Annotated in this window: 17 protein-coding genes and 1 other RNA gene; 6 read left to right on the forward strand and 12 right to left on the reverse strand. The window is 64.8% G+C overall.

What is annotated here, in order from left to right; genetic code table 11:
* The first annotated feature begins 9 nt into the window (after positions 1-9).
* The gene (locus FFY45_RS20445; protein WP_176341830.1) at positions 10-1,596 is read left to right on the forward strand and encodes a calcineurin-like phosphoesterase C-terminal domain-containing protein; all 1,587 of its coding nucleotides are present in this window, start codon (positions 10-12) and stop codon (positions 1,594-1,596) included.
* A gap of 287 nt (positions 1,597-1,883) precedes the next feature.
* On the opposite strand, the gene FFY45_RS20450 is transcribed toward FFY45_RS20445, so the two are convergent.
* Positions 1,884-2,975, reverse strand: coding sequence for a C13 family peptidase (locus FFY45_RS20450; RefSeq protein ID WP_176341831.1), 1,092 nt, complete (start codon positions 2,973-2,975; stop codon positions 1,884-1,886).
* A 212-nt stretch (positions 2,976-3,187) separates the two neighbouring features.
* Between FFY45_RS20450 and FFY45_RS20455 the strand changes: the two genes are divergently transcribed.
* A non-coding RNA gene (locus FFY45_RS20455) (sX9 sRNA) lies at positions 3,188-3,251 on the forward strand.
* A 204-nt stretch (positions 3,252-3,455) separates the two neighbouring features.
* On the opposite strand, the gene mtnC is transcribed toward FFY45_RS20455, so the two are convergent.
* The 5 genes from mtnC to FFY45_RS20480 form a co-directional block, all read right to left on the reverse strand.
* Positions 3,456-4,154 carry an acireductone synthase gene (gene mtnC / locus FFY45_RS20460; protein ID WP_176341832.1) on the reverse strand — a complete coding sequence of 233 codons (699 nt, stop codon included), beginning with the start codon at positions 4,152-4,154 and terminating at the stop codon, positions 3,456-3,458.
* Positions 4,155-4,156: 2 nt separating this feature from the next.
* Positions 4,157-4,723 (reverse strand): 1,2-dihydroxy-3-keto-5-methylthiopentene dioxygenase, encoded by a 567-nt coding sequence (locus FFY45_RS20465; RefSeq protein ID WP_043889181.1) that lies wholly within the window; start codon positions 4,721-4,723, stop codon positions 4,157-4,159.
* Between the two features lie 41 nt (positions 4,724-4,764).
* Positions 4,765-5,418 (reverse strand): methylthioribulose 1-phosphate dehydratase, encoded by a 654-nt coding sequence (locus tag FFY45_RS20470; protein ID WP_023903823.1) that lies wholly within the window; start codon positions 5,416-5,418, stop codon positions 4,765-4,767.
* 664 nt (positions 5,419-6,082) lie between these two features.
* Positions 6,083-7,513, reverse strand: a complete 1,431-nt coding sequence (locus FFY45_RS20475; protein WP_006451508.1) for an amino acid permease — start codon at positions 7,511-7,513, stop codon at positions 6,083-6,085.
* Between the two features lie 141 nt (positions 7,514-7,654).
* Positions 7,655-9,127, reverse strand: a complete 1,473-nt coding sequence (locus tag FFY45_RS20480; protein ID WP_176341833.1) for an amino acid permease — start codon at positions 9,125-9,127, stop codon at positions 7,655-7,657.
* Between the two features lie 177 nt (positions 9,128-9,304).
* Here FFY45_RS20480 and FFY45_RS20485 point away from each other — a divergent pair, with 177 nt between their 5' ends.
* On the forward strand, positions 9,305-9,853 hold the full coding sequence (locus FFY45_RS20485) for an NUDIX hydrolase (RefSeq protein ID WP_176341871.1): 549 nt from the start codon (positions 9,305-9,307) through the stop codon (positions 9,851-9,853).
* 613 nt (positions 9,854-10,466) lie between these two features.
* Here FFY45_RS20485 and serA read toward each other — a convergent pair.
* Positions 10,467-11,708 (reverse strand): phosphoglycerate dehydrogenase, encoded by a 1,242-nt coding sequence (serA, locus tag FFY45_RS20490; RefSeq protein ID WP_176341834.1) that lies wholly within the window; start codon positions 11,706-11,708, stop codon positions 10,467-10,469.
* Positions 11,709-11,916: 208 nt separating this feature from the next.
* On the opposite strand from serA, the gene FFY45_RS20495 reads away from it, so the two are divergent.
* Genes FFY45_RS20495 through FFY45_RS20505 form a run of 3 tightly spaced genes read left to right on the forward strand, consistent with a single transcriptional unit; the run spans position 11,917 to position 15,519 of the window.
* Positions 11,917-13,335, forward strand: a complete 1,419-nt coding sequence (locus FFY45_RS20495) for a D-2-hydroxyglutarate dehydrogenase (protein WP_176341835.1) — start codon at positions 11,917-11,919, stop codon at positions 13,333-13,335.
* Between the two features lie 34 nt (positions 13,336-13,369).
* A complete protein-coding gene (locus FFY45_RS20500; RefSeq protein ID WP_006451514.1) occupies positions 13,370-13,663 on the forward strand; it encodes a DUF2388 domain-containing protein in 294 nt (97 codons plus the stop codon).
* Positions 13,660-15,519, forward strand: coding sequence for a DUF7844 domain-containing protein (locus FFY45_RS20505; RefSeq protein WP_176341836.1), 1,860 nt, complete (start codon positions 13,660-13,662; stop codon positions 15,517-15,519). The genes FFY45_RS20500 and FFY45_RS20505 overlap by 4 nt, the downstream gene beginning before the upstream one ends.
* Positions 15,520-15,696: 177 nt before the next feature.
* Here FFY45_RS20505 and FFY45_RS20510 read toward each other — a convergent pair whose 3' ends face one another.
* The 5 genes from FFY45_RS20510 to FFY45_RS20530 form a co-directional block, all read right to left on the reverse strand.
* A complete protein-coding gene (locus tag FFY45_RS20510; protein ID WP_176341837.1) occupies positions 15,697-16,089 on the reverse strand; it encodes a hypothetical protein in 393 nt (130 codons plus the stop codon).
* A complete protein-coding gene (gene yeiP / locus FFY45_RS20515; protein WP_055823478.1) occupies positions 16,089-16,655 on the reverse strand; it encodes an elongation factor P-like protein YeiP in 567 nt (188 codons plus the stop codon). Before yeiP ends, FFY45_RS20510 begins: the two co-directional genes overlap by 1 nt.
* Positions 16,656-16,755: 100 nt before the next feature.
* A complete protein-coding gene (locus FFY45_RS20520) occupies positions 16,756-17,526 on the reverse strand; it encodes an SDR family oxidoreductase (RefSeq protein WP_176341838.1) in 771 nt (256 codons plus the stop codon).
* 149 nt (positions 17,527-17,675) lie between these two features.
* Positions 17,676-18,572, reverse strand: a complete 897-nt coding sequence (locus tag FFY45_RS20525) for a hydroxymethylglutaryl-CoA lyase (RefSeq protein WP_176341839.1) — start codon at positions 18,570-18,572, stop codon at positions 17,676-17,678.
* A complete protein-coding gene (locus FFY45_RS20530) occupies positions 18,569-19,366 on the reverse strand; it encodes an enoyl-CoA hydratase-related protein (protein ID WP_176341872.1) in 798 nt (265 codons plus the stop codon). Before FFY45_RS20530 ends, FFY45_RS20525 begins: the two co-directional genes overlap by 4 nt.
* Between the last annotated feature and the right edge of the window lie 78 nt (positions 19,367-19,444).

Raw genomic sequence — 19,444 nt, forward strand, 5'->3', positions numbered from 1 at the left:
GGAAAACGCATGCAGCTTCGTATCGCTCTGTTGGCCCTGGGATTGCTCGCGGGAAGCGCATACGCGCACGATGCGGCTGTCGACGGCATCGTCTACGAAGAGCGCGACGGGCGGGCCGGACGCAGCGTCGATGAGCCGGGCATTAGCAATGTGACCGTCTCCAACGGCGAGCAGCTGGTGCGCACCGATGCGCAAGGCCGCTACCGCTTGCCGGTGCGCGACGGGCAGACGGTGTTCGTGATCAAGCCGGGCGACCGCAGTTTTGTACCAACCGCCGACGGACTGCCGGGTTTCTGGCGGCACTACGCGCCCAAGGGGTCGGCCAAGCGCAAGTACCCAGGCATTGCCGCCACCGGCCGCAACACGCGCAACTGGGATTTCGCACTGACCCCGCGCGCAAGTGCTGCCGCCGATGGCTTCCAGATGCTGGTGTTCGCCGACAGCCAGACCGCCAGCCTCGTTGACGTGGGTTACTACCAGCGCGACATCGTGGCGCCGATCGTCGGCAAAACCTCAGCCCGGCTCGGCACCACGCTGGGCGATATCGTCAGCGACGATCTGAGCCTGTATCCGGCCTTGAACAAGGTCACCACCCAGTTGGGCGTGCCATGGTTCCATGTGCCGGGCAATCACGATCTCAACGTCGATGCCGGCGACGATGCGCATTCGCTGGATAGCTGGCGTGCGGTGTACGGCCCGGACACCTATGCGGTGGAAGAGGCCAACGCCAGCTTCGTATTTCTGGACGATGTGATATATACGCCCGGCGCTAAGCCGGCGTATGTCGGCGGACTGCGCGAAGATCAGTTCGTGTTTCTGCAGGCGTATATTGCGCAGTTGCCGCGCGAGCGCCTGCTGGTGCTGGGCATGCATATTCCATTGTTCGATGCAGCGCCAGGACAGGAAACCTTCCGGCATGCCGATCGCAGTCGCTTGTTTGCGCTGTTGAAGGAGTTTCCGCATGTACTGGTGCTCAGCGGGCACAGCCATACCCAGCGGCAGGTCGATCACGGGGCCGACGAAGGGTGGCAGGGCGCCCGCCCGCTGCACGAATACAACGTCGGCGCGGCCTGCGGCGCGTTCTGGTCGGGCGCCAAGGACGGCGACGGCATTCCGACCGCCACGATGAGCGACGGCACGCCGAATGGTTATGCGGTGCTGCAGGTCGCGCCCAGCGGCGACTACACCCTGGCGTATCACGCCGCGCGCGCGGCCGACGACGCGCAACTGCTGTTGCACGCGCCCAAGGTGCTGCGCCAGGGCGCGTATGCGGCGTGGGGCATCTACGCCAATGTGTTCATGGGGCAGGACGATACCGTTGTTCAGATGCGTATCGACAATGGCGCATGGCAGCCGATGAAGCGGGTGGAGCGTGCCGACCCACGCTTGCTGGCCGAGAACGTGCGCGACGATGCGGCCGAGCAATTGCGCGGTTACGACCGCTCACCAGAGGCCACACCGTCCACGCATCTATGGCGTGGCGCGTTGCCGACCACGCTGGAGGTTGGCGAGCACAGCGTTGAAGTGCGCGCTGCATTGCCGACTGGTGAGTACAGCGCACACACTGTGTATCGCTTGCAGCGTGAGGATCCTTGATGGAGAGGCGTGCGTCGTGCGGGGGGTCTTGGTGTGGAGCCCATCGCGCATAAATGCGCTCCTACGGCATTTCTTGGTCGGAACGTTTGGGTTGGATGCGACGCATAAACCCTTTCGCCAGAAACACAAACGCCTCCACAAGGGAGGCGTGTTGGGATCCGGGCTGGCAGGCGGTGGCGCGCTGGCGGGGATCGAGGCTGGCTGGCGTGTGCTGGCTGGCTGCGCGAGTGTAGCGAGGCCGCGCAAGCGCTGACGAAATGAGAATTAGTCTCAGCGCGTTGCAGCTGTCAGGGTGTCGACGGCGCAGGTACAGGCGACGGTTTGCGCGCAGTGGTGGAGGCCGTCGGCAGCTTGGTTTTCGTCGGGCTGTCCGCTGACTCAGCGTCGGAGTCGGCCTTCGGATCGCTTTCCTGCTCGGCGTCCGGTACAACCTCCAGCGGCGGATACGGATAGGCAACCGCCGGCCCTGCATGCAGCCCCGCACGCCAGCGTGCCAGCACCGGCGCGATGCGTCTGCCGAGCGACTGCTGCGGCAACGAGGGCAATTCGCCGTCCTGTTTCTCGCGCGCAGTGATGGCGGCCCTGGCCACATCGAACGCAGCCAGTGGGTCATCGCGCTGGTTCATCGCATCGATCAGCCAGGCCTGGCCGAAGTAGGTCGCGTTGGAGGTATTGCCGCATCCGAACGATGGGCGATCGGCACGCGCTGCGGTGAGAATCAGCGTGTCGGGCGAGCGCAGTGCCGGGATGAAACCACCCGAATAGCACGCCGACAACACGATGATGCGATTGCCGATGCCGGCATCGTCCAGCGCCTTGCGCAGGTCCTGCGGGCTGATGAAATCCTCTTCGTTCTCGTCCACCTGCACGTACAGCGCGTGGTCTTCGGTGCCATGGGTAGTGACGAACAGCAGCAGCGCGTCTTCCTTGCGATCCATGCGCTTGCCGACCGCGGCGAGTGTGTCGTAGAGGTTGTCGTAGGTTGCCAGCGGTGCGTATGGCTGCTCGCCCAGATTGTCCGGGTTGTTGACCAGCGTGACCACGCGGCCGCGCGCATCGAAGCGCTGCTCGAACAGCTGCTTGAGGTACAGCGTCTCGTTGCGGAACACGTCGTCGCTGGCATCGCCGGCGAAGCCGACCACATACAGATCGGTGACGCCGGGGCGCTGTGGCTGCAACGCTTTCAACGCCTGCGCAAGCGCGGCCTGGTCGACCGCATCGACCTCGTCCTGAGTTGCCGCAGCCTGGCTCTTCGCAGATTGGCTCGGCAGTGCGGCACCGGCATCCGGATGGCAGCCGGCCATCAAGGTCACGATAACGATCAACAGCGACAGGCGCTGCAGCAAGGCGTTCGGTCCGATGGTGAAATGCAGCGACATGAAAAACGCCGAGGTCTGAGAGAAACGGGTGGAGCGCCTGGGCGCAGTGATCGCAACGCAGATCATGACGTTGCACGACGTCCACTGATCTATTTCATGCACGTCTTGAAGAACAGGTCTTGCGGAACACGTTTTGTAGAGCGCGCGTTTAAGAGTGGCTAGCAAACTACTGCGCAGCCACCAGGCGGGCGCGATCGGTGCTCGGAATCGGCATGTACCACTTGTACACTCCGGTTCCTCCGCGCCCTCCATGCCCGCCTGACAGTGTTGTTAGCCGCTCTAAGTGCATGCGTCGCCGATACTTCATCGGCATCATCCGTCTGCATAACCCGGCTAACAAAACCAAGCCGGCGGTCGTCCTATGGATTTGGACGGCGCGCCCAAGGCCGCAGCCTGCGCATGCCAGATGCGCGCGATACACGCCGCACCGAACACCGACTGCACTCACATGCCAGTGCGCCCAGCCGGTTTGTCGAGCGCTTACAGCACCAGCTGGGAAAAGCTCTCCACGCGCTGATGGCTACCGACATCCTCGGCCGAACGCGGGGTGGGGTAGTCCTCCAGACGGTCCAGCAACGCGGTGCGCATGCCGGCACGTTTGGCGGCGTCCAGTTCTTCGATCACGTCCGACAAAAACAGGATCTCGCCAGGCGGCACCCCGATGCGTTCGGCAATACGCCGATAGCTGGCGGTCTCGCGCTTGGGGCCCACTTCGGTATCGAACCAGTCGCTGACCAGCCCGCTCAGGTCGCCCGCATCGCTATGCGCGAAGAACAGCTTCTGCGCTGGCACCGAGCCGGACGAATACACATACAGCGGAATGCCGGCCGCATGCCAGGCCTGCAGCTGGATTGCCGCATCGGCATAGATATGCGCAGTGAAGTCGGCGGTCTTGTAGCCATCGCCCCAGATTAGCCCCTGCAAGGCCTTGAGTGCGGTGTGCTTGCGGTCTTCGTCGATCCAGGTCTGCAGCGTGCTGACCAGGACCTCGTCGGGCACGTCCTCGCCGATTTCATCGGCCACCTGGTTGAGCCAGTGGCGCACCTGCGGGTGACTGCCGTGCTCCTGCACATAGGCCGGCATGGCGCGGCGCGCATACGGAAACAACACGTCCTTGACGAACGAGATGCTGCTGGTGGTGCCTTCGATATCGGTGAGGATCGCTTGCGGTCGTGTCATCGTCAGCTGGCCTTGTGAGGTTTCTCGGGGGCGTAGCGGGGGAATTGTTGGGCGATTTCGGTACCGGTGAAGTGGCCGACCCAGCCATCGGGCTCGGTGAAGAAGCGGATCGCCACGAAGTGCGGCTCCGGCCCCATGTCGAACCAGTGCAGGGTGCTGTCGGGCACCGCGATCAGGTCGTCCTTGACGCATTCGATCTCGTAGACCTTGTCGTCCACGTGCAGCGTGAACTGGCCCGAGCCGGCGACGAAGAAGCGCACCTCGTCTTCCTTGTGGAAGTGCTCATCCAGGAATTTGGCGCGCATTTCTTCGCGCTTGGGGTTGTCCGGCGCGATGCTGACCACATCCACGGTCTTCAAACCGCGCTCGGCGCTCAGCCGCTCGATATCCTCGCGATAGGCCGCCATGACCTGTTCGGGTGTGGCGCCCGGCTCGATCGGCTGCGTGGCCTGCCAGCGCTCGAAGGTCACGCCGATCTTGCTCAGCTCGGCGGCGATCTGCTCGCCGTCGCGGCTATCGAACTGCGCCAGGTTGGGGTCGGAATCGTTGAAGATGCGAAGTCGGCTCATGGCGATCTGGCTCACAAGGGGATAGGGGAGGTGGCGAGGACTCAGCGCGTGCCGCGCAGTTTCAGCAGCTCGAGTTCGCAATGCAGCAGGAACTCGAACGCCTCCAGGTGACGGCGCGCCTCGGCCATGTTGCGGCCCCATGCATACAGGCCGTGTCCTTCGATGAGATACCCCCACAGGTTCTGTTTGTCCAGCAAGGCTTCGACCTGCGCGGCCAGCACCTGCATGTCCTGGGTATTGGCGAACACTGGCACGTCCACCGCAGTTTCATGGGTGGTGTTGCCTTCAAAGGCTTTCAACAGCTCATAGCCCTCCAGCCGGATCACGCCGCTACCGGCGTACAGCCGCGAGGCGATGGTCTGCACCGGCGAATGCGTGTGCAGCACGCAGCCGATCTCCGGAAACCGGCGGTACAGCTGGGTGTGCAGCAGCGTTTCGGCAGAGGGGCGCAACGGCCGGCCGACCGCCAGGCCATCGAAGTCCACCACCATGATGTCTTCTTCGACCAGGCGGCCCTTGTCGCGGCCGGACACGGTGATCGCGGCGTGCTGTTCGTCCAGGCGGTGGGAGAAATTGCTGCTGGTGGCCGGCGTCCAGCCGGCCTGGGCCAGCTCGCGGATGTTACCGATCAACAACTGCGCCAGCTCGTGCAGACGCGCGGCGCTATAGGGCAGGGGGGCAGTGGTCGCATTCATGGGCCTATTCTACTGCGCCACTCGATTACGGCCAGGTGCAGCGCAGCAGGGTGTGTTGCTGCCACGCCATGACTCGAGGTGGGTGGCAAACGTAGCGAGCGCCCGCCTGGCAGTGAGCGCAGTGGTGTCTCTTGTTGGATGCAGTCAGAAGCCCAGGTCAAACGCTGAGTCGGTCGAGGGCGCGGTGCCCTCACCGCTCGCGGGACACGCCGTGAACCCGTCCCTGGGGGCTCGGTGGCGGCATCCATGCCGCCACACGGTCCCGCAATCGGCGAGGACACCGCACCAGAAAGTTTGCAGGTCGCTTCTTTGAAAGCCTGCCTATTATTCGTTCGTGTTGCGACGCTGATTGGACGCGCCGTCATCCAAAAAACGCGCGTATTGCACTGCTTGCAACCATGCCCACCGACCATCCTGACCGGCCCTTGCCCGCCCACCGTCGCGGGACCTTAAGCGGCATGGATGCCGCGTAAGAGCCTACACGGACGTACTTGCGGCGTGTCCCGCGATGGTGGGCGGGCAAGGGCCCTGCAGCCAAGGTGGGTGGGCAGGGGCCCGCAGCCAAGCCCCAGATCATCGGCCCTACAGACAAGCCGAAATCATCCGCTCCGCCCTACACCGGAGCGCAGCCGTTTTGTCAGCCGCTCTCAGCCTACGTAAGTAATCAGCGCCCGTCGCGCAGACGGCTATGGCGATAGCCGTAGCCGAAATAGACCACCAGCCCGACCAGCGTCCATACCCCCATCAACATCCAGTTGTGCAGCGTCATCGCCGACAGCAGGGCCAGACAGCTCAATACGCCGGCGCTGCAGATCAGCCAGGCCACCGGCATGCGGAACGGGCGCGGCAGTTCCGGGTGGGTGCGGCGCAGGATCAACACGCCGGCGCACACCGCCGCAAACGCGATCAGCGTGCCCATCGAGGTCAACTCACCCAATACATCCAGCGGGAACACCGCCGCCAGCAAGGCAATGCCGACACCGGTGATCACGGTATTGACGTGCGGGGTGCGGTACTTGGGATGGATGCGGGTGAAGATCGATGGCAGCAGCCCATCGCGCGCAATGATCATGAAGATGCGCGGCTGCCCGATGATCATCACCAGCACCACCGACGACAGCCCGATCAACGCACCCACTTCCACGATCACCCGCAACCAGGCCAGCTGCGGATGCGCCGCCACCGCGGTCACCACCGGCTCGTCGGTACCCAGCAAGGTGTAGGGCACCAGCCCGGTCATCACCGCGGCCATCGCGATGTAGAGCACGGTGCAGATGACCAGCGACAGGATCATGCCGATCGGCAGATCGCGTTGCGGGCGATGCGATTCCTGCGCCGCCACCGACACCGCCTCGAAGCCGATATAGGCGAAGAACACCATCGCCGCGCCACGCAGCACGCCTTCCATGCCGTACTTGCCCGGGCCTTCGTTGGCCGGAATGAACGGGTGCCAGTTGGCGGTATCCACGTATTTCCAGCCCACCCCGATCACCAGCAGGATCAACCCGGTCTTGAGGATCACCATCGCCATGTTCATCGCAGACGACTTGCGGATGCCCACATAACAGAGCCAGGTCAGCAACAGCACGATACCGGCCGCGGGCAGGTTGGCGATCGCACCGGTGCGCTGCAGTTTGCCGTCCAGCGGCGCGCTGACCAGGGCGGCCGGCAGATGGATGTCGAAATGTTCCAGCAGGCTGAGGAAATAGCCGGTCCAGCTGACCGCCACCGCCGAGGCAGACACGCCGTATTCCAGCACCAGCATCCAGCCGATGAACCAGGCCGCCAGCTCGCCGAAGGTGGCGTAGGTATAGGTGTAGGCGCTGCCGGAGACCGGCACCATCGCGGCGAATTCGGCGTAGGCCATCGCGCAGAACGCGCAGCACACCGCCGCCAGCACGAACGACAGCATGATCGCCGGGCCGGCATGGTCGGCGGCTGCCTGCCCGGTGATGACGAAGATGCCGCCGCCGATCACTGCGCCAATGCCCAGTGCAGTCAATCCCCACGGCCCGAGCGCGCGTTGCAGGCCCAGCCCGTCGGCCGCCTCATGGCTGGCGTGCGGGTGTTTGGTGGCCCAGAGTTGCTTGAACATGCAGCGGTTCCTGTTGAATCCCTGCACATGGCGGTGCGGGCGTGTGCGAGATATGCGGGCTCTTGCGAGGGACTCGCGTGATTGAATCCCCGCACACGGATGTGCGGGCTCTTGCGAGGGACTCGCAGTAGTGACTCGCAGTTACACCTTACGGGCAAGACGGCTATGGCGGATGCCGTAGCCGAAATAGATAAACAGACCGATCACGGTCCAACCCACGAACACTTTCCAGTGTTCCTGAAAGGCCTGGAAGAACAGGAACAGGCAGGCCACCGCACCCAGCGGGCAGATCACCATCGCCAGCGGCACCCGGAACGGGCGCTCCAGCTCGGGCTTGGTGAAACGCAGCACCATCACCCCGGCGCACACGGTGGCAAAGGCGAGCAGGGTGCCCATCGATACCAGTTCGCCCAGCACGTTCAACGGAATCACGCCGGCCAACAGCGCCGCGACCACGCCGACGAAGATCGTGCCGACATAGGGCGTGTGGAACTTCGGATGCACCTTGCCGAACAGTTTGGGCATCAACCCGTCCTTGGCCATGGTGTAGAAGATGCGCGGCTGCGCCATCAGCATCACCAGCACCACCGAGGACAGGCCGGCAATCGCACCGATCTCCACGGCGGTCTTGAGCCAGGCCAATTGCGGGTGCGCTTCCAGCGCAGTGGCCACCGGCTTGGCGGTGCCGAGCTGGGTATAGGGCAGCAATCCGGTCAACACGGCGCAGACGATGATGTAGATGACGGTGCAGATCGCCAGCGACACCAGGATGCCGATCGGCATGTTCTTCTGCGGATCCTTGGTCTCGCCGGCGGAGGTGGAGACCGCGTCGAAGCCGATGTAGGAGAAGAACACGATAGAGGCTGCGCGGAACACCCCGTCCCAGCCGAACTGGCCCGGACCGGTGTTTTCCGGGATGAAGGGGTGCCAGTTGGCCGGGTCGATATACGAAATGCCGAAGCCGACGAACAGACAGATCACCACCACCTTGATCGCCACCACGATCGCATTGGCGAACGCCGACTGGGTCACGCCGACGTAGCAGAGCATGCTCACCGCAGCGACGATCAGCACGGCCGGCAGGTTGATCAGGTTGCCGGAGCTGACAAAGCCGTGGCCGTCCCAGGCCAGCGGTGCGCCGGCCAGTTCCGCCGGGAAGGGTAATCCGAGCGTGCCGGTCAGGAAGCTGATCAGGTAGGCAGACCAACCGACGGCGACACTGGAGCCGGCGAACAGGTATTCCAGCACCAGGCACCAACCGATGAACCAGGCGATGCCCTCGCCGAGCGTGGCATAGGAATACGAATAGGCGCTGCCGGAGACCGGCATCATCGCCGCGAACTCTGCGTAGCACAGGCCGGCAAACGCACAGGCGATGCCCGCAAACACGAACGACAGCATCACTGCCGGTCCTGCGTGGTTGGCGGCCGCTTGGCCAGTCAGGACGAAGATGCCGGCGCCGATCACCGCGCCGATGCCGAGCATGATCAGGTGCTTTGCGGTGAGGGTGCGTTGCAGCGTGGCTTCGCCTTGCAGGCTGCCTTCGACCGGTTCGCCCGCATCGACACGTCCGGCGGGTTCGATCGGTTTGACCCTCAACAAAGACTTCAGCATTCGGTACATCCCTAAGTGGCAAAGCTAAGGCGCTGGCGCCCGGACGGTGGTGCGCCGCATCCCGATGGGACAGGCAAGCGGCCTACCTTGCCAAAGCTACACGCTCACGACAAGCGCGTACGCAGCATGAACGACGATAATGGTCGCGTGGCCCTTCCAGGCGACCGAGAACGACAGATGGTGGATGCGACCCTGCAACAGCAACTGGCTGCGTACCGCGCACGCTGGCCCGACGAGGCCGCGCTGGCCGAGCAGTTTGCGCAACTGCTGGACGATGCCAGCAATCCGTTCGTGCGCGAGCGTGTCGAAGGTCATTTCACCGGCTCGGCGTGGGTGGTCAGCGCCGATGGCACGCGCACCTTGCTGACCCATCACCGCAAGCTGCAGCGCTGGTTGCAGCTAGGCGGGCATGCCGATGGCGACCGCGATCTGGCGCAGGTGGCCTTACGCGAGGCGCAGGAGGAATCTGGATTGAACGGGCTGCGGTTGGCCGATACGGCGATCTTCGACCTGGACCGGCACTGGATTCCCGAACGCGGCGAGGTGGCCGGGCACTGGCACTACGACGCGCGCTACGTAGTGGTGGCTGGGGCGGACGAGGCGTTCGAAGTCAGCGAAGAGTCGCTGGCGCTGGCCTGGCGGCCGATTGCCGAGCTGCTTGCCGAGCCGGAGCTGGATCCGTCGATGCGGCGGATGGCGGAGAAGTGGGTTGGGCGCGCGCGTTAAGCGGATTGTTAAAGCCTCTCCCGCCGGGACGATGAGGCGCTGCCCATGCGTCACGGGTGCGCGCATTGGGGCGCCCGCGCCGCAGCGCGGAGCGGCGTTGGGGGAGTGTGCGGACTCAGGCGCGGTCTAGCCGGCCTGTCGCTTACTGGCTTCGGTGGGCGGCAGCAGCGCGGCCGGGGATCGGCTGCTCGGCTCGGTCAGACATCCTGTCTGACTCGCCGCGCGGCACATCCGTGTGCCGCTCTCCGCCAATCCCCGGCCACGCTGCTGCCTCGGCCATTCGTTGCCATGACCTTGGAGCGTCTTAAGTGACTTAATGGCGCGTTGCTTGAAGCCCCTCTCCCGCCGGGGCGAGCAGGCACAGCTTGCGCGCCATGGGCGCGCGTGCCTGGGAGCGCCCGCGCCGCAAGCGCGGGCAGGGGCGCGGAGCGGGGGTTGGGGCGCGGAGCGGGGGTTGGGGTGAGGGTACGGCGAAGCCGTTGCCTGTCAGGTCGATGATTCACCCGTGTTGGCGCGTGGCGACGCGTTCGTCATGGCCGACTTCTGAAGCTGCCCGTGGCGCCGCTCATCCGGCCCTTTGGCCCACCTTCTCCCGATGGGAGAAGGGACCACCTCAATACAAAATCCGCGTCCGCAAGGTCCCTTCGATCAACGCCAGGCCTTCCTTCAGCGCAGTGGCCTGCGCCTCGCTGGCGCTGACATCGATCACCACGTAACCCACCTTGGCGTCGGTGCGCAGGAACTGGCCGTCGATGTTGACGTTATGGCGCGAGAACAGTTCGTTGATCTTGGACAGCACGCCCGGCACGTTGCGGTGGATATGCAGCAAGCGCAGGCTGTCGGGGTGCTCGGGCAGGGTAACTTCGGGGAAATTCACCGCCGACAAGGTGCTGCCATTGTCGCTGTAGCGCACCAGTTTGGCGGCCACTTCGACACCGATATTGTCCTGCGCTTCCAGCGTGCTGCCGCCCACGTGCGGGGTCAGGATCACGTTGTCGTGCGCGATCAATGGCGATTCGAACGCATCGCCGTTGCCCTTGGGCTCGATCGGGAACACGTCCACTGCCGCGCCGCCGATCTGGCCGGAGGTCAGTGCTGCATCCAGCGCGCCGATGTCGAGGACGGTGCCGCGCGAGGCGTTGATCAGATGCGCGCCGTGCTTCATGCGGGCGATTTCTGCCGCGCCGATCATGTCCTTGGTGGACGGCGTTTCGGGCACGTGCAAGGTCACTACGTCCGAGCGTGCCAGCAGATCGTCCAGATCGATCGCCGCACGTGCGTTGCCCAGCGACAGCTTGGTTTCGATGTCGTGGAAGATCACCTGCATGCCCAACGATTCGGCCAGCACGCCGACCTGGGTGCCGATATGCCCATAACCGACGATGCCCAGCACCTTGCCCCGCGTTTCATGGCTGCCGGCGGCCGACTTGGACCAGCCGCCGCGATGGCATTCGGCGTTCTTCTGCGGAATGCCGCGCAACAGCAGGATTGCCTCGGCGATGACCAGTTCGGCCACGCTGCGGGTATTGGAATAGGGCGCGTTGAACACCGGAATACCGGCCAGCTCGGCCGCGTCCAGATCGACCTGATTGGTGCCGATGCAGAAGCAGCCAATGGCGATCAAGCGCTTGGCATGCGCCAGCACCTCGGCACTCAATTGCGTGCGCGAGCGGATGCCGACGATGTGCGCCTCGGCGATGCGCGCCTTGAGTTCGTCTTCCGGCAACGACTTGGCATGCAGTTCGATCTGCGAATAACCGGCGGAACGCAGCACATCCACGGCGGTCTGGCTGATGCCTTCCAGCAACAGGACGCGGATATCCTGCTTGGGAAACGAGGTTCTCTTCGGCGACATGAGGGGGCGTACTGCAGCAATCGGGTCGGCAACTATGCCAGATGGGGTGCCGGATTTGGCGGCCGCAACGCAGTGTTTGCGCAGGCAAAGTCCTTGCGGTGCAACGGTTTCAGCTGAATCAAACACTGCAGCGTCAGTACGTGCGGCCGCTGGACGAGGCTGGCGCACACTGGCAGGCTGTGCGGTTCCTACCGCAGCGCCGCGTGCCATGACCGATCCCCGCATCCTTTCGTTGCAACAGGCCGTGCCCGCGTTGCGTTTGAAGACCGAGCCAGCCGACCTGGAGCATTACGGCCGCGACTGGACGCGGCGCTGGACGCCCAACCCGCTCGCGATCGCCTTGCCCGGCTCGGTGGACGAAGTGCAGGCCGTGGTGCGCTGGGCAAATGCGCAAGGTGTGGCAGTGGTGCCGTCAGGCGGGCGCACCGGGTTGTCCGGCGGCGCGGTGGCGGCCAACGGCGAGCTGGTACTCAGCCTGGAGCGCTTGAACAAGCCGCTGGAGTTCAACGCGGTGGACCGCACGCTCACCGTGCAGGCCGGCATGCCGCTGGAAGCGGTGCACAACGCCGCTCGCGAGCATGGGCTGGTCTACCCGGTGGATTTCGCTGCGCGTGGGTCGTGTTCGATCGGCGGCAATATCGCCACCAATGCCGGCGGCATCCGCGTGATCCGCTACGGCAATACGCGCGAATGGGTGGCCGGCTTGAAGGTGGTCACCGGCGCTGGCGAAGTGCTCGAGCTCAACAATGCGCTGGTGAAAAATTCCAGTGGCTACGACTTCCGCCATCTGATGATCGGCTCCGAAGGCACGCTCGGCATTGTGGTCGAAGCAACGCTGCGGCTGACCGACCCGCCGCCGCCGAGCAACGTGATGCTGCTGGCGCTGCCGTCCTTCGATGTATTGATGCAGGTGTTTGCCGCATTCCGTGCACAACTGCGTCTGGAAGCGTTCGAATTCTTCACCGACCGCGCGCTGGAACATGTGCTGGCGCATGGCGCACAGGCGCCATTTGCGGAAGTCCACCCCTATTACGTGGTCACCGAATTCGCTGCCGGCGACGAGGTGCAGGAAGCCGCCGCGATGGCCGCGTTCGAAACCTGCATGGAGCAGGGCTGGGTCAGCGATGGTGTGATCAGCCAGAGCGATGCGCAGGCTGCGCAACTGTGGCGCCTGCGCGAAGGCATTACCGAAGCGCTAGCGCGCTACACGCCGTACAAGAACGACGTGTCGGTGCGCATCTCGGCAATGCCGGCGTTTATGGCCGAAACGCAGGCGTTGTTGCATGACGCGTATCCGCATTTCGATGTGGTGTGGTTCGGCCATATCGGCGACGGCAATCTGCACATCAATGTGCTCAAGCCGGATGACATGACGCAGGCCGATTTCGTTGCTGCCTGCGACCACGTCACCAAGCTGCTGGCGCAGGCCTTGCAGCGTTTTGGCGGCAGCATTTCTGCCGAACACGGGATTGGGTTGGTCAAGAAGGCGTACCTGTGGAGCACGCGCTCTGCGGCGGAAATCGCCTTGATGCGCGGCATCAAACATGTGCTCGATCCTCATCTTTTGCTGAATCCCGGCAAGCTGTTCGAGATGGACGAGCTGCCCGGCACCACGCGCGCCGGTTAGTCTCTCACCACCTTCACATGGAATCGATACGCCGATGATGCGCTCTCTCGTGTTTTGCGCTTTGACGCTGCTGCCGCTGGCAGCTTTCGCAACCAGCCTGGCTGGGACCTCGGCGGGTGCATCGTCGGCCGGTTCGTCCGACAGCAGCAGCTCGGGCGACGACAAAGTGGTTGCCGATGCACGCGAAGACGCGGCCGGCTTCGTCGCCAGCGACGGCGCCATCCGTGGCGCGCGTCTGGAAGCGGCGCTGCTGCAGCTGCGTAGCCGCAACGATGCGGCGCGGCTGTCCAGCGACCTGCAACTGGCTCAGTCCATCCTGGCCCAGTGAGTTTGCGCCGCTGGTGCGGGTGGCTGTGGTTGGCCGCCGTGATCGCACCGGCGGCGCAGGCCGAGTTGCATGTTGAAGTTGTTCCGTTGGACCTCAGTCCTGCGCAGATCGCAGCAACGCATGTCTTAGTTGAACAGGTGGCGCAGCGTCTGCCGTCAGGGTGGACGCAGCGCATCACCGCACCGATCCAGCTGCAATGGCGCATGGATCTACCGGCGCACGTGCATGGTCGTGCGATCGGCAAGCGCGTTCTGCTCGATCGCGCGTTGCTGCAGGCGTGGAGCGCGCAATCGGCGACGGCGCAGGCGGATATCGACGCACCGGCCACGCGCGCGGCAATGGCCGCCGTGGTGCACGAGCTGGCACATGTGCTCGATCGTGGCCCGCAAGGCGGGTTGTCGCGCGATCCGCGTCTGCGCGATCTGGCTGGCTGGCAGGTGCGTCCATGGCGGCTCGGGCGTGGCGAAAATCAATTTAGCGATCGCAGCCCCGACGACTACGAACGGCGTAGCCCCGCCGAGTTTGTTGCGGTGAATCTCGAACATTACGTGCTGGATGCCGACTATCACTGCCGGCGCCCGGCGCTGTCTGCCTGGTTCGGCGAGCAGCTTGGCGCGCCACGCGAGGTGGTCGCCTGCGACACGACGCTGCCGTACCTGCAGGCTGATAGCGATGCCGGTGCGATGTCGCTGCTGAAACTGGATCCGTCGCGCGTGTATGCGGTGGATTATCTGCTTGCTGAAGGCAACGAGCAGCCGATGAGTCGCTGGGGCCACAGCATGTTGCGTCTGGTGATCTGTGCGCCTGGCCGTATACCTGGTCCGGATTGCCGCATGGATCTGCAGTATCACCGCGTGCTGTCGTTCCGCGCCTTTGTCGGCGATGTGCAGATTTCCAGCTGGCGCGGGCTGACCGGCTCCTATCCGTCGCGGTTGTTTGTACTGCCGTTGAATCAGGTCGTCGACGAATACACCAAGGTCGAACTGCGCGCTTTGTCGTCGGTGCCGCTGAAGCTCACGCCCGAGGAAATCGCCGCGCTGCTCGCCCGCGTGGCGCAGGTGCATTGGAGCTACGACGGGCGCTACTACTTCATCGGCAACAACTGTGCGGTGGAGACCTTCAAACTGCTGCACGACGGCGTGCCACGCCTGGCCGCAGCCAGGTTGTCGTCGATCACCCCGCGCGGTGTGCGGCATCGCCTGCAACGCGCCGGCATCGCCGACATGCAGGTGCTGGACGACCGTGCGCAAGCGATTCGCCAAGGCTATTACTTCGAATCGGCGGCCGCGCATTACCAGACCATGTTCGAGGTAATCCGCCGCGGCATGCCGGTGCCGCAGACGAGCGTGGAGCAATGGCTGGATGCGCGACCGGACGCACGTGCGCAATGGGTCGACCAAGGCGGTTTGCGTGAAACCGCAGCGGCCTTGCTGCTCGAACAAGCTGCATTGCGGCGACAGGAATTGCTGGCGCGCGATGCGCTCAAGCGCCTGCTGCGACCGGGTGCTGCCGGGCGTGACGTTGTGCAAGGCCAACTGCAGGCGTTGTTCGCGCGGCAGGCGCAAATCAGTCACCCGGCCACGCTGCTGGGCACGTCCGGTTACGGGCTGCCGCAGGCAGACGAGCGGCAACGACTGACCGCACGTGTGGCGCAAGAAAGTGGCGTGTTGATCGATGGTTGGAAACAGCTACAAGCGTTGGGTAGGCAGCAATTGCCCGCCGATGTGCGCACCGGAGTGGAGCAGGGCGAGGCGAATGTGGAGCGCTTGCGCGCGCGACTGCGCGTGCTCGCGCGAGGCGATGCGGCGGCCGACAAGGTGCAGCCGGATATGGACATGCCGCTGGAAGCGCAATAGTGACCCGGACTCCCGGGTTAGCTGAGCAATACAAGCCCCTCTCCCATCGGGAGAGGGGTTGGGGTGAGGGTACGGGGCGAAGCTCTCGTGTCGGTCCAGCTGCACGAGGCTCCCGCACCCTCATCCGCCCCTGCGGGGCACCTTCTCCCGGTGGGAGAAGGGCTACACCGGCATACCTCAATCAGCCGGTTTCAGATCCGCTTGCACCGAATACTTGCGCAGCCATTCGATGACATGCGCATCGCTGCGGTACTGCTTTAGTAGCCGGGCCAACCGCGCCGGCGCTGGCGTGCAGAACTGCGCAATCGCCACTTCGATCTCGTGTCGACGATCGGCGTCGTACGGCTCTTCCCCAGCGAAGTGCTCGCAGGTGTCGTAGTCCTCTACCAGCGTGCGCACATCCTCCGGCATGCCGCACAGGCCCGGGGGATGTTGCAGCCATTCGTCGTCCACCTTGGCGTCGGTGCAGGCCACCGGCGCGGGCTTGGATGCGGATGTCGGCGCCGGGGCGGGTTGCTCCGTGCAGGCGGTCAGCAACCCCAGCGTCAAGGCAACCACCAGCGTGCGCATCAGTCGGCGCGGCCTGCGAATTCGCCGGTGGTGGTGTTGACCAGCACGCGCTCGCCGTTGGTAATGTACTCGGGCACCATGATTTCCAGGCCGGTGTCGAGCTTGGCCGGCTTGGGGCGCTTGGTGGCAGTGCCGCCCTTGAGCTCGGGCGGGGTTTCGATCACTTCCAGCGTCACCGTTTGCGGCAACTGCACCGCCACCGGCTGGTCGTCGATCACCTGCACGTAGATGCCGGTCAGCCCGTCGGTGATGTAGCCGGCATCGGTGCCGATCACATCCGCATCCAGCGTGTACGGGGTGAAGTCTTCGTCGTCCATGAACACGAAGGCCTCGCCGTCCTTGTACGAAAACGTGGACAGACGCCGCAGCAGCTCCACTTCCGGCAGGTTGTCGTCGGCATCGAAGCTGGCGTCGGTTTTCACTCCGCCCGGCACGCTGTACATGATGAAGCGGAAGCGCACGTTGCCGCCGCGGCCCTGCGGCGAGCTGCGTTCGATGTCGCGGATCTGGTAAATGCCGCCGTTGTATTCGACGACGTTGCCTTTCTTGATGTCGTTAGCTTTCATGGGAATCGGGAGTTGGGAATGGGGAATCGGAAACGCCGAGTGCGGGGTGCTGAGAGTGAGGCGCCGTTACGATTCCCCATTCTCGATTCCCCATTCCCGGCTACTTGGGCGCCAACCGCACGCCACCGTCCAGGCGAATCGTTTCGCCGTTGAGATAGCGATTGCGCAGGATGAAGGCGACGGTGTCGGCGTATTCGTCGGGTTGGCCCAGGCGCGAGGGGAACGGGATCGACGTGGCCAGCGATTGCTGCACGGCCTCGGGCATGCCGTCCACCATCGGGGTCCAGAACACACCCGGCGCGATCGTCATCACGCGGATGCCGAAGCGCGCCAGTTCGCGTGCCATCGGCAATGTCATGCCGACCACGCCGCCCTTGCTTGCGGCATACGCAGCCTGGCCGATCTGGCCTTCATAGGCGGCCACCGACGCGGTGTTGATGATCACGCCGCGCTCGCCATCGTCGCCGACAGCGTTGTGCTGCATCACATCGGCCGCCGCCTTGGCGACATTGAAGCTGCCGACCAGGTTGACCAGCACGGTGGTGCGGAAGGTCGCCAGCGGCATCGGTGCTTCCTTGCCCAACACGCGGCCCGAGCCCAGGATGCCGGCGCAGTTCACCGCAAGGTTGAGCCCGCCAAGCGCCTGCGCGGCCTGCGCCACGTTGGCGGCAACCTGCGCCTCATCGGTGACGTCGGTGGCGAAGTAATGCGCGTTGCCGGCACCGAGCAGCGCCAGAGCCGTCTCGGCCTTGTCGGCATTGACGTCGAACAAGGCGACCTTGCCGCCGTCGGCAACGATGCGCTGCGCCACCGCCAGGCCCAGGCCGGACACGCCGCCGGTGACAATGGCAAGAACAGAAGATGGCTGCATGCGGTGGTTCCCGGGAAATGTTGGATGCCGATGGAGGCTGGCGGCGATCGGTAGTCGAAGCGGTCGGCAATTCTAGCCGAAGCGTCCAGGCGATCGCCCTGGCGGCAGGGGGCGTGAGTAGGCCGTGGGCAAGCTGTTGCGTTAACGCCTCAGCCAGCCGCCGCCAACGCCTTGCCGACCTTGCTGCCGGTCTCGCGGCCGAGCAATTGCGCCAGCCAGCGGCCGGTGCGGGCGAGGGCAGCCAGATCAATGCCGGTTTGCATGCCTAATCCGTGCAGCAGATAGACCACATCTTCGCTGGCCACATTGCCGCTGGCGCCCTTGGCATACGGGCAGCCGCCGGCGCCGGACACCGCCGCATCGACCACGCGCACGCCTTGCTCCAGGCAGGCGGCGATATTGGCCAGCGCCTGGCCGTAGGTGTCGTGAAAATGCACGGCCAACGCCTGCAGCGGCACGGCTTGCGCCACTGCGGCCAACATCTGGCGCGCCTTGACCGGCGTGCCGACGCCGATGGTGTCGCCCAGCGAAATTTCATAGCAACCCAACGCGTACAGCCGTTGCGCGACATCCACCACGTCGGCCACCGGCACGGCGCCCTGATACGGGCAGCCCAGCACGGTGGAGACGTAACCGCGCACGCGTACGCCGTCTAACGCGGCCTGTTCCAGGACCGGGCGAAAGCGCTCGATCGATTCGTCGATACCGGCGTTGGTGTTGGTGCGATTGAAGGCTTCGGAGGCCGCAGTGAATACCGCCACTTCCTGCGCGCCGGCCGCGCGTGCCCGCAGATAGCCCTGCAGGTTCGGCACCAGCACCGGATACGCGATCCCCGGCGCTTGGGTGATGCCGGCGAATACCTCGGAAGCATCGGCCAGTTGCGGCACCCAGCGCGGGCTGACGAAGCTGGTTGCCTCGATGGTGCGCAGTCCGGTGGCCGAGAGTTGATCGATCAAGGCGATCTTGTCGGCGGTCGCGATCGGCTGCGCTTCGTTCTGCAAGCCATCGCGCGGGCCGACTTCGACAATGCGCACGAACGCGCTCATGCCATGTCCTTCGGCACCCAGGCCGGTGCGCGCTTGTCGAGAAAGGCACTCAATCCTTCCTGGCCTTCGGGCGAGACGCGCAGGCGCGCGATCCACGCGGCATTGGCCGCATCGATGGCATCGCGGTCGGCAGGCGGCAACACCGAACGCACCAGGCATTTGGCGCTGGCCGCCGCCAGTGGTGCGGCGGCCAGCAGCAAGCGGACCTGCCGCTCTACCGCGATGTCCAATTGATCGGCAGCGACCAGTTGATGCAACAGGCCCAACAACTGCGCCGTGCCGGCGTCGAAGATTTCGGCAGTAGCGAACCAGCGCCGCGCCTGGCGCGCGCCGATCGCTGCAATCACATACGGTGAAATGACCGCTGGAAGCAGGCCTAGCTTGCTCTCGGTCAGACCGAAGCGCGCCTCGGTGCAGCCGATGGCGATATCGCAGCACGCCACCAGGCCTACGCCGCCGCCGAACGCGGCGCCGTTGACGCGTGCGATGGTCGGCTTGGGCAATTCGTCGAGCGTGCGCATCAACAGCGCGAGCGCCAGTGCATCTGCAGCGTTGTCGGCCTCGCTGGCGCTGGCCATGCCGCGCATCCAGTTCAGGTCCGCGCCGGCGGAGAAGGCGCCGCCTGCACCGGTGATCACGACCACCCGGATCTGCGCCGCTTGGCCGGCTTGCTGCAACGCTTCGGTGAGGGCGCTGATCAAGGTCGCGTCGAAGGCGTTATGCACCGCCGGGCGGTTCAGACGTAGCGTGCGGACCGCTCCCCGGTCCTCCACGATCAAGCCGGTGTCCTGCATTGCGTCGACGTCCATGAATGGGATGCGAACCATGATAGCGGCACCGCTCGCCCGAGCCATGACGCGGTGCGTCGATGC

Source organism: Xanthomonas hortorum, assembly GCF_011305375.1.
GTDB lineage: Bacteria > Pseudomonadota > Gammaproteobacteria > Xanthomonadales > Xanthomonadaceae > Xanthomonas > Xanthomonas hortorum_E.

What these genes read in the sequence shown, in the direction of transcription:
- FFY45_RS20445 (WP_176341830.1), top strand. Translation starts at nt 10, where the DNA reads ATGCAGCTTCGTATCGCTCTGTTGGCCCTGGGATTGCTCGCGGGAAGC.
- FFY45_RS20450 (WP_176341831.1), bottom strand. Translation starts at nt 2,975, where the DNA reads ATGTCGCTGCATTTCACCATCGGACCGAACGCCTTGCTGCAGCGCCTG.
- mtnC (WP_176341832.1), bottom strand. Translation starts at nt 4,154, where the DNA reads ATGACACGACCGCAAGCGATCCTCACCGATATCGAAGGCACCACCAGC.
- FFY45_RS20465 (WP_043889181.1), bottom strand. Translation starts at nt 4,723, where the DNA reads ATGAGCCGACTTCGCATCTTCAACGATTCCGACCCCAACCTGGCGCAG.
- FFY45_RS20470 (WP_023903823.1), bottom strand. Translation starts at nt 5,418, where the DNA reads ATGAATGCGACCACTGCCCCCCTGCCCTATAGCGCCGCGCGTCTGCAC.
- FFY45_RS20475 (WP_006451508.1), bottom strand. Translation starts at nt 7,513, where the DNA reads ATGTTCAAGCAACTCTGGGCCACCAAACACCCGCACGCCAGCCATGAG.
- FFY45_RS20480 (WP_176341833.1), bottom strand. Translation starts at nt 9,127, where the DNA reads ATGCTGAAGTCTTTGTTGAGGGTCAAACCGATCGAACCCGCCGGACGT.
- FFY45_RS20485 (WP_176341871.1), top strand. Translation starts at nt 9,305, where the DNA reads ATGGTGGATGCGACCCTGCAACAGCAACTGGCTGCGTACCGCGCACGC.
- serA (WP_176341834.1), bottom strand. Translation starts at nt 11,708, where the DNA reads ATGTCGCCGAAGAGAACCTCGTTTCCCAAGCAGGATATCCGCGTCCTG.
- FFY45_RS20495 (WP_176341835.1), top strand. Translation starts at nt 11,917, where the DNA reads ATGACCGATCCCCGCATCCTTTCGTTGCAACAGGCCGTGCCCGCGTTG.
- FFY45_RS20500 (WP_006451514.1), top strand. Translation starts at nt 13,370, where the DNA reads ATGATGCGCTCTCTCGTGTTTTGCGCTTTGACGCTGCTGCCGCTGGCA.
- FFY45_RS20510 (WP_176341837.1), bottom strand. Translation starts at nt 16,089, where the DNA reads ATGCGCACGCTGGTGGTTGCCTTGACGCTGGGGTTGCTGACCGCCTGC.
- yeiP (WP_055823478.1), bottom strand. Translation starts at nt 16,655, where the DNA reads ATGAAAGCTAACGACATCAAGAAAGGCAACGTCGTCGAATACAACGGC.
- FFY45_RS20520 (WP_176341838.1), bottom strand. Translation starts at nt 17,526, where the DNA reads ATGCAGCCATCTTCTGTTCTTGCCATTGTCACCGGCGGCGTGTCCGGC.
- FFY45_RS20525 (WP_176341839.1), bottom strand. Translation starts at nt 18,572, where the DNA reads ATGAGCGCGTTCGTGCGCATTGTCGAAGTCGGCCCGCGCGATGGCTTG.
- FFY45_RS20530 (WP_176341872.1), bottom strand. Translation starts at nt 19,366, where the DNA reads ATGCAGGACACCGGCTTGATCGTGGAGGACCGGGGAGCGGTCCGCACG.